This is a genomic window from Streptomyces sp. 7N604 (genome assembly GCF_052245475.1).
Lineage (GTDB): Bacteria > Actinomycetota > Actinomycetes > Streptomycetales > Streptomycetaceae > Streptomyces.
Genome location: NZ_JBQQBX010000041.1, coordinates 45,313 through 61,013, shown reverse-complemented (window position 1 = coordinate 61,013; position 15,701 = coordinate 45,313). Strand labels below are relative to the sequence as shown.

The 15,701-nt window shown below is 70.3% G+C and carries 12 protein-coding genes; 9 read left to right on the top strand and 3 right to left on the bottom strand.

The window, feature by feature from the left end; genetic code table 11:
• The first annotated feature begins 501 nt into the window (after positions 1-501).
• Both ACTWP8_RS33595 and ACTWP8_RS33590 read left to right on the top strand, forming a co-directional pair.
• On the top strand, positions 502-3,048 hold the full coding sequence (locus tag ACTWP8_RS33595) for a Helicase associated domain protein (protein ID WP_443325868.1): 2,547 nt from the start codon (positions 502-504) through the stop codon (positions 3,046-3,048).
• A 586-nt stretch (positions 3,049-3,634) separates the two neighbouring features.
• Complete coding sequence (locus ACTWP8_RS33590) at positions 3,635-4,300, top strand: hypothetical protein (protein ID WP_443325867.1); 666 nt, start codon at positions 3,635-3,637, stop codon at positions 4,298-4,300.
• Between the two features lie 195 nt (positions 4,301-4,495).
• On the opposite strand, the gene ACTWP8_RS33585 is transcribed toward ACTWP8_RS33590, so the two are convergent.
• Positions 4,496-4,681: a hypothetical protein gene (locus ACTWP8_RS33585; RefSeq protein WP_443325866.1), complete on the bottom strand. Its 186-nt coding sequence runs from the start codon at positions 4,679-4,681 to the stop codon at positions 4,496-4,498.
• A 219-nt stretch (positions 4,682-4,900) separates the two neighbouring features.
• Here ACTWP8_RS33585 and ACTWP8_RS33580 point away from each other — a divergent pair, with 219 nt between their 5' ends.
• On the top strand, positions 4,901-7,549 hold the full coding sequence (locus ACTWP8_RS33580; protein WP_443325865.1) for a hypothetical protein: 2,649 nt from the start codon (positions 4,901-4,903) through the stop codon (positions 7,547-7,549).
• Positions 7,550-8,290: 741 nt separating this feature from the next.
• A complete protein-coding gene (locus tag ACTWP8_RS33575) occupies positions 8,291-8,884 on the top strand; it encodes a hypothetical protein (protein ID WP_443325864.1) in 594 nt (197 codons plus the stop codon).
• Here ACTWP8_RS33575 and ACTWP8_RS33570 read toward each other — a convergent pair.
• Together ACTWP8_RS33570 and ACTWP8_RS33565 are read right to left on the bottom strand one after the other, a co-directional pair.
• Positions 8,834-9,115 carry a helix-turn-helix domain-containing protein gene (locus ACTWP8_RS33570; RefSeq protein WP_443325863.1) on the bottom strand — a complete coding sequence of 94 codons (282 nt, stop codon included), beginning with the start codon at positions 9,113-9,115 and terminating at the stop codon, positions 8,834-8,836. The two genes, ACTWP8_RS33575 and ACTWP8_RS33570, sit on opposite strands and share 51 nt — an antisense overlap.
• A gap of 153 nt (positions 9,116-9,268) precedes the next feature.
• Positions 9,269-9,424, bottom strand: a complete 156-nt coding sequence (locus ACTWP8_RS33565) for a hypothetical protein (protein WP_443325862.1) — start codon at positions 9,422-9,424, stop codon at positions 9,269-9,271.
• Positions 9,425-9,642: 218 nt separating this feature from the next.
• Between ACTWP8_RS33565 and ACTWP8_RS33560 the strand changes: the two genes are divergently transcribed.
• The 5 genes from ACTWP8_RS33560 to ACTWP8_RS33540 all read left to right on the top strand — a co-directional run bounded on the left by ACTWP8_RS33560 (position 9,643) and on the right by ACTWP8_RS33540 (position 15,570).
• A complete protein-coding gene (locus ACTWP8_RS33560; RefSeq protein ID WP_443325861.1) occupies positions 9,643-10,680 on the top strand; it encodes a hypothetical protein in 1,038 nt (345 codons plus the stop codon).
• Positions 10,681-10,732: 52 nt separating this feature from the next.
• On the top strand, positions 10,733-11,407 hold the full coding sequence (locus ACTWP8_RS33555; RefSeq protein WP_443325860.1) for a hypothetical protein: 675 nt from the start codon (positions 10,733-10,735) through the stop codon (positions 11,405-11,407).
• 338 nt (positions 11,408-11,745) lie between these two features.
• Positions 11,746-13,989, top strand: coding sequence for a hypothetical protein (locus ACTWP8_RS33550; RefSeq protein WP_443325859.1), 2,244 nt, complete (start codon positions 11,746-11,748; stop codon positions 13,987-13,989).
• Positions 13,986-14,519: a hypothetical protein gene (locus tag ACTWP8_RS33545; protein WP_443325858.1), complete on the top strand. Its 534-nt coding sequence runs from the start codon at positions 13,986-13,988 to the stop codon at positions 14,517-14,519. The genes ACTWP8_RS33550 and ACTWP8_RS33545 overlap by 4 nt, the downstream gene beginning before the upstream one ends.
• A 238-nt stretch (positions 14,520-14,757) precedes the next feature.
• Positions 14,758-15,570, top strand: a complete 813-nt coding sequence (locus tag ACTWP8_RS33540; RefSeq protein ID WP_443325857.1) for a TIGR02391 family protein — start codon at positions 14,758-14,760, stop codon at positions 15,568-15,570.
• Positions 15,571-15,701 lie beyond the last annotated feature (131 nt).

Here is a 15,701-nt window from a genome sequence, read left to right as displayed (position 1 = left end):
GTCTGCTACGCAGACACGACGCGCCGCTGCTACGCAGCGGATGCTTTGGACGCCGACGGCGTCCCGGTTCTGATCCGCTACGCGGCTCAGAAGCAACTACGGGTCGACATCGGGCCGGGGGGTGGTTGCTCTGGTCTTAGTCGCTGACTCTCTCTAGTTGGTTGCCCTCAAAGCGAAAGCGGCTAGCTACGGGGGTTGGGGGTGCTGCTGATCTCTTATGTGCTGGTCAATTGATGGTTGCAACGGCTCACCGGTGCCGGCTTGGTCGGTTGCTCGACTCCCAGGTTGGTTGCGCAACTGACGGAGGGAAACCCTGCGGTGATCTTGGTTGTAGGAGTAGATTGAGGTCTCCAGAGTACACGATTTCCATTGATGCATCAGTGGGTAGGCTTTGGGAAAATCAGCCGGTGGGTGTCACCTCTGATCAACTCGTCAAGATCAAAAATGTGCAAGGCGGTGGCCGATGATGCTCTCGTTCATGTCCTGTCCGCGGGGTGCCCGATGAGCGGTAGCGGGACGCCGGAGTGGCGTCATGTCGGGGAGCATATCGCCGCGGTTGCACGGGAGTTGCCGGCCGGTGTTCCGATTCCGGCGGCAGGGCTTCGGACCTTGGGGGTCTCAGCGCCGGGTACGGGCAAGACGGCCGTGGGGTTCGGCACGGCGCGGACGGTGGCTCCTGGTGGCCGAGTGCTGTGGCTGGCTCCGTGGCGGAGTCTGCTGGTGCAGACGGCGGCGGCGTGGCGTGCCGCCGGGTTCTCCGGGCGGGCGGTGGCGGTGTGTTCGCGGTCGGGGGCGGCGTTCGCGGAGTTCGGGGTGCGGACTACGACGAGTGCTCCGCAGCTGGGGCTGTGGGCCGGGCGGGGGCCGGTGTGGGTGTTCGCCACCTACGAGTCGCTCAGCCCGCGTCAGGCGGACGGTGAGGACGTACCGGGGCCTCTGGAGCAGGCGCTGTTGGGGGCGTTCGGGCAGGAGTTGGCGCCGTTCGATCTGCTGGTCGCGGACGAGGCGCACCACACGTCGGGGGATGCGGCGAAGGCGTGGGCGGCGGTGCATGACAACACTCGGATCGTGGCGGATCGGCGGTTGTATCTGACGGCGACGCCGAAGATCTGGGCTGTGTCGGAGGGCAGGGCGGGTGGGGATGGCCGGCTCGTGGTGTCGATGGACGATGAGGCGGTGTACGGGAAGTCGGCTTTCACCTTTGGGCTGGTGGAGGCGGTGGAGCGCGGGACGCTGGCGCGGTTCGAGGTCGATGTGCTGGAGATTTCCGATCCTGAACCGCCGGGGGCGGACGCGGATGATGAGGCGGTGCGCGGGCGTCGGCTGGCGGTGTTGCAGGCTGCGCTGCTGAAGCTGGCGGCTGAGGTGGGCGTGAAGTCGTTGATGACGTTTCACAACCGCATCGTGGACGCGATGGCGTGCGCGCGGGCTTTCCCGGAGACCGCGGCGGAGCTGCATGCCGGTGATCCTGGGCGGTATCCGGAGCGGGTGTCGGCGGAGTGGCTGTGTGGGGATCACACGCTTGAGGTCAAGCGGCTGGTCATGGACCGGTTCGGGAACGGGGAGGACGAGGAGGGGTGCGAGACGGACTTTTCGCTCTTGTCCTCTTGCAAGGCCATCGGGGAGGGGCAGGACATCCGCGGGCGCCGAGGAGTCGGTGGGGTGGTGTTCGCCGACTCCCGCGGCAGTGTCGTGGAGATCGTGCAGAACGTGGGGCGGGCCCTTCGTCAGCGGCCGGGCGAGGGCAAGATCGCCCGCATCGTCGTGCCGGTGTATCTGCAGCCTGGGGAGAAGCCGGAGGACGGCATGCTGACCTCGCCCGCCTACCGGCCCCTGGTGGCTGTGCTGCAAGGGCTGCGCTCACACGGCGACGGCATCATCGAGCGGCTCGCGCTGCGCACCGAGCACACTGGCCGCGGAGACAGCGAAGACATCACCGGCCTGGACCCCCACCCGGTCACCCCACCCGGAGCGAAGAACGCCAGCGACGCGGACGACGGCAGCGGTGGTGACGGTCAGGACCAGGCCGCGGAGAGTCAGCGGCGTGCGTCGGAGATGTGGGAGCAGCTGCTGAAGTTCTCCACGCCCCGGGATCCGGACCTGATCGCGCGCTTCGTAGAGCGCCGGGTCCTGCAGCCCGACTCCGAGGTCTGGCTGACCGGCTACGACCTGCTGCGCCGGTGGGTCGGCGAGCACGGGCACGCGAAGGTGCCGCTGGAGGAGAGGGTGCCCGGGCCGGATGGCGAGCCCTACGCGCTGGGTGGGTGGGTCAGTGAGCAGCGCCGGGCGCAGCGGGACGGGGTGTTGGCGCCGTGGCGGTTCGACATGCTCAACGAGTTGGGGATGGTGTGGTCGGTCCATGACGCCGCCTTCGAGGTGTGGGTGTCCTGTGCGCGCCGCTACTTCGAGGTGTCCGGGACGCTCGCCGCTCCTCGGGAGGCGGTCATCGACGGTCGCGCGATCGGCCAGGCCCTGGCGAACTTCCGTAAGCCCGGCGGGCTGGGGAAGAACGCCGAGCGTGCCCGGTCGCGTGATGGGCTGCTGCGCGCGATCGATCCCGACTGGAACCCGCCGTGGCCGATCAGCTGGCAGCGCCACTACGCCGGTCTGAAGACCTGTCTGGACGGCGGGGCGACGCTGGCGGAGCTCCGCCCCGGGATGACGGTGTTCGGCGACGACATCGGCCTGTGGCTGCTCCAGCAGCAGAAGGACTGGGGCCGGCTCAGTGAGGAGCAGCGGCGGCGGCTGCTCGAGGTGGGGGTGCAGCCGGCGGTCCCGGTGGCTCTTCCTGCCGGGGCGGGCGGGAACGAGGTACTGCTGGCTGCGGAGGCCAGCAGCTGGGAGCGGCACCTCGCCGCGGCCCGTCAGTACCGGCAGCGGGAAGGCCATGTGCGTATCCCCCGGGCCCATCGTGAAACGGTCGTGGACGAGGCGGGGGTGCATCACGTGCTGCAGCTCGGAGTCTGGCGCAGCAACACGCGGACGCGCCGTAGGGGGCTGCCAAGGGATCAGTACGAGGAGGCCGCTGCGATCGGGCTGTTCGCCTGAACCGTCTGCCGCGCGGATCCTGGGTGGCCGCCGAGCTCGAGCAGATGGGGAGTCCGCTTGTTGCCCTGAGTGCAACTCCGTCAGGTCGCAGCCAAGTTGCGCTCAGGGCAACTCGTTCACCGGTTGCACTCAGGGCAACCTGGGAAGCGGCTGGTGCGGCGCCCTGGTCCATCTGGGTGCCGTGGTCACCGGCGCAGGGTGCCGGTCAGGCGCTCCACTCACCCTCGCGACAGCCGACGCACGGTGGCCGGCTCGTCGCCCCGCCCCTGCCGCCCCTGCCCGCACCGCCGACCGAGCCGACGGCGGCCGGGGCCACTGCCCGAACTCAGCGCTCCCGCCCACCAGCTCCTGGCCCGCGCTGCCGCCGACCGCGCGGCCGACCTGCTGAGCCAGGCCCTGGCCGCCGCCGGAACCGCTCGTCGACCCCGTCAGGCGGCTGACGCCCGAGCGGGACGCAGCCAGACTGGCGGCCTACCAGAGCTCCCCCGAAGAAGCGTCGCCCACCGCCTGATCCCCTATACCCCGTGGTGGCACGGCTTCGTTCGTACGGTGCAGGGAGCGCCCGTGGCGGCCCTAGAATCCGGGCATGACTTCCGATACCGCCCACGCCATCAGCCCAACGGCCGAGGAGGGGTGGCGGTTGGTCGGCCATTACCTGCACCGGCTGTCGCATGAGCTCCCCGAGCAGTGGCGATTGCGCGATCATGAGGCGTCGCAGTGCCGTGAGCGGGTGTGGTCGTTGCCCACCGAGAACGGGCAGGACGTGCAGGTGGCGTTGTGGCTGCGGTTGGCCGACACCGAGGTGTCCTGTGACGATCCCGGGTGCGCGGCGCGCGAGATGTACTTGACGAGTGACGGCAGCGGCAGGGTGCCGGCGTCCGGCCCGCTGCCCGCGTTCGCCCGGCGCGACGGCTTCGGCTACTTCGAGTACCGGACGCATCCGCACCACGACGGGTGGGCCTGCGACGTCGACCCGGTGTCGGTGCAGTGGATGTCGACGGCGCTGGCCTTGTACGGCGGCTGGATGCGGATCAACTGGTTCGACATGGGCGGCGCGGACTCGATGGGGGCGGGTCACTCGCTGTGGGAGGTCTCCGCGCACCAGGTCCGTGAGGTCAGCCGCTGGTCGGCCGTCGCCGGGCCCGACGGCGTCCGTGACGAGGGACCGACCAACCCGGGCGCCGCGCCGGTTCTCCCGCTTCCGCCCGAGGTCGAGGCCAAGCGCAAGGCGGCCGCGGAAGCCCGCCGCTGACGGACGAGCGCGGCGGGCGGCTTCGAGTGCGCGGGGCACAGATGGCCGTCGCCGCCTGAGTGCTCCGTCCAACTGGTCGCTTCCAGCTCCTCCTCCGCGTGCTCGACCGTGGGCTCGATGGCCTTAGGGCATCCGCGGCGGCGGCAGATTAGTCGTGGAGTTCGAGGACGACGCGCAGCGCGGTGGCCACTCGGGTCATGAAGGTGTTGTCGGCGGTGCCGAGGAGGTACCGGCGGTGATGCGCTTGGTGGTCAGCGCGGTGACGTCCACCGCAACCGCGGCGCCGGTCACCGGGGCGCTAAGCGAGACAGTGACGACGGTGTCGGGTGCCCCTCCGGTCTCGTAGATCATCATGCACAGGGCGGTGTTCGGAGCGGACACAGCCCTCTGCAGGGAGGCGTTCCGGATATCATCGGGCGAACGCACTTCACCGTGAAGCGTGCCTTGCCCGGACCCACCTCCGGGCTCTGGTGAATCCAGCTGCCGCTGGGAGGTGACGCAGCGGTGATGCCCGGCGTTTTTGTCGTCCTTTGACCGCCCTTGCGCACTCTGGCGTTTGTCGTGGTGGGACGGCATGACGCAGAGCGTGCAGGAGCCGTCTTGTCACCGAAGAACACCACCAACCGCCAGCAGATCGCCAGGGCACTCAACAAGGCGACGGGCTGCGGATATCAGCGGGCTCTGGAGCGCGTCGTCGACGCCGCCGAGCGCAACCTGCTGCCCCCGGTCCTGGACGCGGCCGGTCGTGCCGAAGCCGTCCGGATCCTCACTGACCCGACTGCGGCCGAACCAGCCCCGGGCCCCATGCTCGCGAAGGACTACCTACAGGCCCTCATTGCGGAGTTCCGTCTCCTGGGGTGGGGTGCCGGTCACCATGAGCCAGACGTGGACTGCTTCGGCCTCACGGCTTACGCAGGACCCGTCGCCGGACTGAGCTTGTCCGTGGGACGTGCAGACCACGACGCCAGCGATGAACTCGATCCGGACGACCCGGAGCAATCCGACCTGACCAAGCCGCTGTACCTGACGTCGATGTGCCCGTCGGGCAACGCCACCGTCGAGGACTTCGAGGACGGCCTCGCGGACTGTTCCACCGAAGCCGTCCGCGTCACCGCGCGCCGCATGGACTCCAAACTCGGAAAGACCCGGCTCCGCAGGGTCCGGGACGCGGAAGTGCGATCCACCATGCCGTGTCCGATCTGCGGAGACCGGTACCCCGAGCACCATCTGCTGAAGAACGCGCACGGCGCCGTCCCTGTGTGCCCCGCGTGCATCTTCGACGGCGACCAGGCCTACCGCACCGATCTCCCGTACCTCGCAGTGGAACTCGACCGGCTCCTCAACGACGACCTGGCTGCTCCGGCGGGATGGGACGCTGTCGCGGCCGTCCTCGCACTGACCTGCGGGCCCAACCTGGGTGCCCGGCTCGACCGCGCACTGAAGGAGCGCGGCGGCTGGCCGTTTGTCATGGAACGCTGGGGTGAGCCGCTCCATCGTTCCTGGATCTGGCTCCCGCCCCCCGCTCACCGGCACGAGGCGTTCAAGCACCTGGGCGCCGGCGCGACCCTGGCCGCGCTCGTCGACGCCGTCGACCGCCACGACCCCACCGCCCGCGCCGCGGCGAAGGCCCTGTGCCGGGCATCTGAAGTGCGCTGGAGGGACGCCCTGTGGCCCGCCGCCATCGCCTACGCCGTGGCCTTCACGACCCAAGGCTATGAGCGCGACCGCCACCGCATTCCCTTCCACGTCGTCCAGTCCCTCAGCGACGGACTCGAACAGACCATGAAGCCGTTCGCCGTCACCGGGGACGCCTCGAACGTCGAGTACGGGCTCGAAGCGCTCCTCAAGCACCAGCTGTTCCCGATGCTCCTCGGGCACAGCCTGGACGAAGCACCCGGCGACCCCCGCCGCCGGTACGGAGCGCAGCCCGACGACGACCGATCCGCCCGGAGCCGGGCCGACGCTCACCTCACCCACAGCATCGACCGCGCGAACCAGGTCGCTGTCGTCCTGGGCAAGATCCCCTTCACTCCGCCCGGCGTCCCGGTCTGGGACGGAGCAGCAGTAGCCGGAGCCGATGCTCAGGGCCTGGGCAGCACCGCGCCCGCGAACGACCTGTGCCGTGCGGTCCGGGACGAAGCCCGCCAACAGGCGGCTGAAGCCCTCTACGACCTCGACGGATGCGACGCGGTCGACGCCGATCAGGCGTGGGCCCGCAACGGCTGGTGGATTCCCTCTGACCACGCCCCCCACGCGGTGCGTCAGGCGCAGCAGTTCCTCGGCACGAAGACCAGGGTGCACGTGCTGTGGTTCGGGCCCGACGCGCAGCTCCCCGACCCCGTGCAGATCTGCGTCGACACCACCAGCGTCCACCCGCACAGCACCGGCCCCCAGGATCTGCCGTGGCTGGAAGCATGGGACGGCCGTTCCGTGTTCGGGCTGACGCTATCCGACATCGCCCTGGTCCGCCGAGCCGACCCCGGAGACGACCTCACCCAGGTCTGGCCCTCCCCCAGCTCCTCTGACCGCGAGAACGACGAGCCGGAGAAGGAGACGGGCCCTGGCACGACGGACGGGCCGCTCCCCACGCTCGACGAACTGTCCCTGCTGACCAACCAGTTCCTGCATCTGGCAGGACACCGGCTCGGCGAGGGCTGGAAGAGCGTCGATGAGAAGGCATACGCCGCCCACCAGCGCCTTGAGAAGGCTCTGGAAGCCGAATACACAGGCTTCGCGGCCACGCGCGTCAAGGTGTGGATCAACCTGTTCGACACCGCCCACCCCTGCCCGAGCGGACGCACCCAGGCCCTGCCCGCCTACGCCCTGATCGGCAAGCCCTACGAGGTGGAATTCGACGTCCACGCCCATGACCCGTCCTGCGGCTGCGGCCAGGAGTACGGCTTCGGCGAGTTCTCCGACCGCGTCTGCCAGCTCCTTATCGTCCTGTGCCTGTACGGCGGACTGATCGAGGCCCATCCCATGATCGAGACCGCCACCGCGACCGACCCGAACGAGCACCAGGTCGCGCTGCGCGACATCACCTGGGAGGTCGACGGACCCGACGGCTACAACTTCCGGGAGGTCCAGCGCCGAGTGATCCGGGACGTCACCGACCCCGACTCGAGCCTGAACACCGACACCAACCCGACCTACATTCCGCCGTACATGGCCGCGGACGGCTGGTACCTGCCCGAAGGTGGAACCTCCATGATGTTCCACGGACGCCGCCCCGAAGATGAGACGGACTGACCACACCTGTGGGTAGGAACGGACCAGGAAAACGGTGTCGCTGTCAGAAGTTCTGACACCTCGTGGTCCGCCCGACGCGCGGGAGCGAAGACGACGCTGCCCGGGATGCCTCAGCTTCCCGGGCAGCGTGCATGAGTGGCCGCCTCCTGTATGGAGGTACGCAGAACGTACTGAAACGAGGCCGAGGCCTCGGTGCCGCCGTGTACTGGGGTTGTGTCGCGCAGCCGGTAGAGGGTGCGGGTGTCCGGGCATAGCGGGAGGTCGGGGCGTACCCGGGAGCGGGGGATGGCACCCCGCCCGCCTACCGCCTCAACATCGACGTCGGCCACTGGCGCGACCTGGTGACCGCCCACCGCACCGGGGCACAGGCGCAGGTTGGCGGTGACGCTACGCAACGCCGTGGGGAAAGCAAATCCTGAACGATGTACGGAATTTCCCGCGGCGCCGAGCCGCAAAAACCAGCCCCACACCAACGACGACAGCACCCGTCCCGAGCACACCTCAGGAACGGCAGACGGGGCACCGAGAACGGCTCCCGGCGAGCCAGTGCGGTGGACGCCATACTCGAGCAGGCGCCTGAAGATCCCTGCGCCGCCCCTGCCAACAGCCGCATGGGCGGGGTGGCCGACATCCGGCGGACTGACACACCGGCGGCGAGCAGCAGGCCAACACAGAACAAGATCCGGTGAGTTCACGGCGTTCAAGTCAGCGCTGTCAGTGCCCGACGCCATGATGGGCACCATGACCAGCCTTCCCCCGCCGACCAACCACGCCACCTTCGATCTCACCGCCTCGCCCGAGACCGGCCAAGCCATCCCGGTCGTGATGTCCTGGTGGAGCCACCCCGAGCCCGAGCACCCCCAGGTGCGCGCGAACGCCGACGCGATGCGGGGCTTCGTCCGCCACTACCGCATGCACGAGCACATGCGGCACTACCTGCAGGACCGGGACCGCGAGCGCACCGTACTGAACCTGACCGGCGAGTCGGCCCAGGTCCTGCATCATCCGCTGGCCCGGGAGTTCGGCGACTTCCCAGTGCCGCACCCGTTCCCGGACGACATCGGCAACGCTGTGGTGACCGCCGGCATGGGCATGTGCGTAGTGGTGGCCGTCCCCCTGCCCAGCCAGCCGTCGGTGAGGGAGCTGGGCCGTCTGCCGGCCGGGGACTTCGGTACGGCCCGGATCGATCTCCGCTTCGACGACGCCGCACACGAGCGATACGCAGAGCACCCCGACGACCGGATCGAGCGGATGGTCTGGGAAGAGACCGACCCCGAGCTGGGCTCAGCACTGCGGTTCCTCTACGGGCTGCCGCCGGAGGGCCGCCCGCTGTAACCCGCGATCCGCTCGCCCTCGCACGCATTCTGTGCGGCGGCGGGCGTACGAGCCGCCGCGCGTGCGCATGGCGGTGCCGGCCTCGGTGAGCACGCGGTGCACGAACCCGTACGAGCGCCCGCAGCCGTGCGCGAGAGTCCGGATCGAGGCCCCCCTGCTGTACGCCTTCTTCAGCTCGGCCCCGAGCTTCTGTCTGGCCGGCCCTTTGATGTGGACGCGGCTTCCCAGCATGTCGGCTCCCTCTCCGTCGCATCGCCGGACTTGTGAAAGTTACTGGTGCCGCTCGGCGCCAACGTCTGCCGGGCGCGACGCCGGGCGGCGTCAATGTCGCTGGCGTCCCACCAGTGCCGTCCTCAACTCCCCAAGTACGGCCGGGCGTTCGTCCTAGGGCGGGCCATGGAACTCCTCGGGCTTCAGCCCCGGCACCTGGCCGACCTCGCACACGGTCTGGCCGAACGAAGCCGTGAGCGCCCCGCCCGCCACCATCGGCACGGCCGCCGCCGCGTCGGTGGCAAGGACCTTGGCGTGGACATCACTCACACGTGGCATGCCGCCCGGTTGACGGCCCCGCTAGGCTGTGCGCATCGCGCCGTAGGGGGCGCGCTCTTGCTGGCCATCCCACCGTTGGTCAGGCGGGTGAACCCATTGCCGACGCTGGGCCCCGAGATCGACATGCTGTGTACGCGCCCCGGCCAACGGCCCTGACGGCGCGCCGAGGTGGGCGGCGCGGACCGCAGGGTCGCGACCAGGAGAGCGCCATGCCGGCCACCGTCTCGCGGACCAATGAAACCCACCGCTCCGCCATCGCGCGCCGTCTCGACAGGGAGACCGGCGTGGGCTATCAGAAGGCCCTCAACACCGTGCGGGAGCAGGCGGATGACCTGCTACGGCAGTTGCCGTTGGAGCGGCTGGACGGACCGGGATGTGATCTGCTGCTGCGCGCCCTGATGCAGCAGGACATCGAATTCTGGGGGCCGGGAATCGGCGCCCACATGTGGCCTGAGTCCTACCACGGGCTGTTCATGCTGTTGCCCGGCCCCATGAGCGATGCGGCGTCGCAGGCGGGCAATCAGGTCGCGCGGATCTTCCCCGAGCAGGCCCGCAGCAGCGGCACGTTCGACCCGTCCTGGCTCGCGACGGAAGGCGTGGAACCCACCACCCCCTACGCCGCACCCGACGACTACGAGGATGAGGACGGTGGCGGGGCCTCGCCCGCGGAGTGTGAGGCGCTGGACGAGCCAGACCGGTGGAAGCGTCACGTCCTGGCCGCCGGTCCGCGGCCCGCGTTCACGATGCCCCCGCAGCATCTGCTGACGCCCGGCGAGCGCGACGCGCTCGGCCAGCCGGGCGACGCGCCCGCGGCGGCCCGCAAGGCGCTGTTGGAGCAGATCACGCAGGAGCGGCCGATGGCGGTGGAGGCCTACGTCCTGCGCGCCGGACTCGTCTTTCCCGGTCCGGGCATCATCGACCCCCAGTGCGACGACGCGGCCGGCCCCGCTCCGTCCGCCCGCGAACTCGCCGAGGCTCGGGATTGGTTCGAGTGCGCGGTCGTGGTCGGCGAGCAGGCCCTGCATTTCTTCAGCGGCGCGCTGCTGTGGCGCGAGAAGAACAACCGGCCCTTCCTACACGCCCTGTATGGGCTGGCCCAGGTCCACTTCTTGCGGGGCAGTTGGAACACCAGCGAGCAGATCCTGCTCAACCTGCTCTCCCTCAACCCGCACGATGAGCAGCTGGCAGACGCCCTGCTGGCCAGAGTCCGCAAGGCGGCCGGCCTGCCCGCGCCTGGTGGCGGGTGAGCGGATCGCCTCCCCCGTTCGCCTGCCCGCACTGTGCAAGGAGACCCCGCTCGTGATCGCCCTCCACGCCCACGCCCGCCCCGTCGTCATGGTCATCGGTGCCGACCGTCCGCTCGCGGCGCGGGTGTGCCAGGAGCTGGCCGGTGCCCACCACTACACGGTCATCGCGACGGCCGCCGACGCGCGGAAGATTCCCCAGCGGCTGAAGGGCCACGGGGTGCAGCGCGTGCGCCTCGATGTGAAGGACGAGGCGCGGCTGCGGCGGTTCTTCATCGAGCACGCGAACGCCTGCCAGCGTCTGGACGCTGTGGTCTACTGCCCGGACCCCGTCGTTGACGCTCCCGCGGGCCTCCTCGACCTCCCGCACCAGCTGCCGGCCCTGCTGGCCGCGAATCTCATCGCCCCGTGGGCCTGCCTGGCCCACGCCGTCCAGTGGCTCACTGAATTCGGCGGCCGCGCTCTCGTGCTGGCGACCACCGACTGCTCCAGATTGCGCCGACAGGCTCCGGGCCTGCAGATGTCCCAGGCCGCCCTGGCCCGATACGCCGAGCTCCTCACCGCCGAGCTGACCTGCACCGCCGACGGCGGGGCGCCGATCGGCTTCACCACCGTGCCCGTCGACCCCTGGCAGGAGAAGGAGCCCGAAGGACTGGAGCACCTGGCCACGCAGCTCGTCCAGGCGGTGCTGCAACCTCAGCAGGCCGGGGTGTGTCACCCGGCTCCCTAGCCCGTTGCCCCGGTTCGGGCCTCGCGCCCTGCGGCAGCGTCACTGCCTGCTCGGTCCGGCCGGCTGCGACCACATCGCACGATCTGGGCGTTTTGTCCGCTTAAATGAACTCGATGTGGTTCGGTGCGCGTTGGCGTACACTCGGGGGTTGCCGGTTCAGCGTTGCTGTGCCGGCCGCGCACCGCTCTGGCTACACGGAAACTGCATGCCACAGAGTTCGAACTGAGGCATGAGAGCAGCTGGCACCCGTCATCGACGGGCGTTCGGTCCTCGGACCGGCTGACCAGCAGCTCGCCGGTGACCGTAGAACGCCAGTCGGCACGGGACATCACGGAGACATGAGCCGCTGGTGGAGCGTGACGGCGCTCGCCGCCCCCTTCGGACGGCGCGCAGTGGAGGCAGGGACGACCCTGCCCGCGGGTTTTCCTGCTGCGTGCTACGCCCGGGAGGGCGAGACCATGACCTCGATCGACGCATTCGACGGCCGGGACGTGCAGGAGCCCGACGACGGCCTTCCTCCCCTGCTGCGCCGCCCCTCGCCGGTGGCGGACCCGCAGCCGGTCACCAGGCTCCGCGGTGCACGCAAGGCACTCCTGGCGAACCCCGACACCTCGCTGGACGAGGCCTCGGCGAACGCCGTCACCTCGGGCGCGGTGGATCCCGCGCGGCTGCGTGCTCTGGTGGACGGTGAGCCGGTCAGCCTGCTGACGGCCAAGCCGGTCGTCGGCGGCACGCTGTACGCGACCGCGCCGCACGACCGCTACCTCGACCTCGACGTCCTGCCCGACTTCATCAACCAGCGGTGGGCGGACCAGCTGCGCACGGCCATGGACGCGGCACCGCCCACGTCGCTGGTGACCTCGTACGAGACGCTGACCGATCCGGAGACCGGCGAGCCGATCGCGGTCTTCACGGTGCGCATGCGCGACCGCAAGGCCCTGGCCAGTGCAGTCTCCGAGAGCATGTTCAACACGTTCTACGCCCAGAAGGGCGAGAACGACTACACCCAGAGCGTGCTCCAGCAGGGCGTGAAGGAACCGCTGACGCTGTTCGTGATGCGCGTCGTGTACGACGACGGCAGCGAGGACACCTTCCTGATCGCGGGCGACGGCAACAGCCGGCTGGTGAGCATGTGGCTGGCGCGCACCGGCGGCGACATCTACCAGGCGATCTCCGCCTGCATCAGCACCGTCATCGGCTCGACCGACCAGCCCGGCGGGCGCAGCCGTGCCGAGCAGGGGGCCGTGCGCCGGCGGGTGACCGAGCTGACCGCGCGCACCCGCAAGAACCTGGCCGCGCCCACGCTGACGGAGGCGACCCGGCGGGAGGGCCACACGCTCGCCTTCCCGGCCACCGTCGTCGTCGGCGCGCGGTCCGACAGCGGCGGGCCGCTGGCGGACCTGGTGTCGGCCCGGGACGACCTGCTGGCCAATCTGCACGTGCACGTCACAGCCTGGACCCCGGGGGCGCAGAACACTCAGGGCATGCAGCGGGTCTACCGGCACGCCCACCGTGAGGGCCTGATCACCCCGGACGTGCACTGGGTGCTGTCGGGCACCGTGGGCGCGCAGGCCATGCACGAACTGCTCGGGGTTCCGGCGCACCGGCTGTGGTCGGCCGCGGTCCATCAGCACGCGGTGCTCGCCGGGCCGCACACGGACGCCATGAACCGGCTGATCAAGCAGGAATTCGGGATGGGCAAGGCCGACCGGCAGCGGGTCAGCGAACGGCTGGCGCCCATGGCGCTGTCGGACTACCGCAGCCAGGAGGGCATCGAGCAGCCGCTGCGCGCTTTCGGCAACGGCGGCACGATCACCGACACGGTGTGGAAGCAGCCGTGGGAACTGACCAAGGGCGAGGACACGTTCGAAGTGCTCGACGACATCCTCGAGCGCGCTCTGGCCGGCGAGATGGGCGCCGTGGCGGAGCTGACCGTCCTGGGCGGCACCGCGGCGATCCTCGACAGCTACATCACCCGCGACCGCGGCTCGAAGGAGGGCACCGACCGCGAGGCCCGCAAGGCGCCCTTCCGGGCGACGCCGGTGAAGCTGCTGGATCTGCTGGCGCGGACCGACGGAGGGCTGCGGATGCTGCACTCCATCGCCCGAGCCCACGTCGCCGCCGACCCGGCCGTGCTGCCCAAGCAGTTCCACACCCAGGAGCGCGAGGTCGACGGCGTCCTGGTCCGCGACGGCGAGCCCATGCTCGACAAGGCCGGCCAGCAGATGATCATCGACTACGAGTGGGACCTCGTCCACGCCGCCGACCCGGCCCAGGCCCTGGACACCATCGCCAAGAACCGCGCGGAGGCCAAGGCCAAGACGGGCGGCAAGCAGCAGGAGCCCGAGGCGGAGGACGTGCGCCTGCGCCGGACGCTCGAGCAGGGCATCACCTCGGCCGCCAAGGCCGCGCGGGCGCTGGCCCGCATGAGCCAGAAGCGCGGCAACCAGGTGTTCGGCACCTTCGATGCCGTCCAGGGCCAGCGCGAGCAGCTGGGCCAACTCTCCGAGATCCTCACGAAGTTCGGGCCGGCCGACACCTCCCTCTTCGTGTTCGACGAGGACGAGGAGGACAACGAGTGAGTGCCGGTCTCACACTGCCCGCGCAGATCGGCCGGGCGCTGCGGCCGGTGCTGCGGCTGGTGGGCCCGGTGCTCGACGACAGCGTGGTCCGGGGCGACGACAGCCATTCGCCGGTCGTGGTGTGCCCGGCCCGGCCAGGTGCTGTACGCCGCCGGGTGGGGGCGAGCTGCGCGGTCTATGTCGCGTGGGACAGCCGCCGCGGCTGCCGGTACGTGGGCAGCGTGTGCCGCCAGGGCGCCGGCGCGGTCGGCGACCGGTTGGCCGAGCACTACGCGCACCCCAGGACCGGCGTGGTCCGGCGAGGGGCCTGGTTGCTGCTGACCGTCCTGCCCCTGGCCGACCAGACCGCCCTGGAGGTGGTGCGCAACGCCGAGGGGTGGACAGCCCGGCTGCTGAACCCGCTGGACGGATCCGCTCACCCGCGCGTCGACCTCACGCAGACACCCGCCGCGCTGGCCCTGTACGCCGTCCGGCAGACGCCGTTCACGGGCCCCGGCGCGGGGGCGGTGACGGGCGCCGGGGCGGCGTAGCCGCCGTCGGGGCACGTAAGCGGCCCCCGGGTGTCCACGGCGCCCGGGGGCCGCTATGCGGTGCAGGGCGAGCACGGGACATCAATCCCTGGCCGGGCCGAAGCTGAGGTCGACCGCGGCTCCCAGGCGAGCGTGCCGGGGTCGCGGACTTTCGTAGGCGCGGAAATGGGGCAGCCGCCTACCCGCGCCCGTGTCATCCTGACCGGTTGGCCATATAACGAGGGGAAGTTGAGAAGGCGTGGCAGCGCGTAGACACGAGCCCTGGCCTGCACCGGTCGTCACTGCGGTGGCGGGTGTGCTCGGCGACACCGCGCAGGGGCTGACCGGGCGGGAGATCGGACAGCTGCTGACGGCCGTGAAGGTGCCGGACGTGGAGGGCGGCAACAAGCGGGACCGGCTGGCCGGGGCGCTGCTGGCGCACCAGGCGCGCCAGCAGGCGTCGAACTGCGTGATCGCGTTCATCAGCGCAGCGATGGCCCCGGTGCGCTACGCGCAGCAACCGCACACGTTCTCGCGCCGGCAGGACGACCTCAACGAGGTCCTCGTCCATGTCGGGCTGCGGGTGAACGACGAGGGGCGTCTTGCCAAGGGGCCGGCCGCGGCCACGCTGAGCGAGGCCGCCCGGCACGCCAGTTCGCTGCGGTCGGAGCTGCGCCGCCGCTCCACGCATCCGGAGGTGCTGCGCTACTGCACGCTGGAGATCTTGGCCAAGAACCCTTTCCACGCCAGCCTGGAGGCGGTCAAGTCGGTGGCCGACCGGCTGCGGCAGCTCACCGGCCAGGGCCTGGACGGAGCGCGCCTGGTCGACTCGGTGCTCATGCCCGGCCAGGGCACGGCCCGGGTGGCCATCAACGCGAACGTCACCGGTCCGGAGCTGGATGAACAGAAGGGTCTGGCAAACCTGGTCAAGGGACTGTTCAGCATGTACCGCAACCCTGCCGCGCACGAGCCGCGGCTTCACCGCACGGTCACCGACGAGGAGTTGCTGGAGCTGCTCACCACGCTGTCGATGGTGCACCGACGGCTCGACGGCGCGCACGTCACCCCCTGAAGCCGCTCGCGGGCCGCCTCAGCTGGCGCCTACGCGGAGTCGCCGTCGGCCGGGCTGCGTGGCTGGCACGCTGCCCGAGGAGGAACGCCGCGGTGTCGTGGTCCATCGTCGAGAGGGCGGCAACCGTGTCA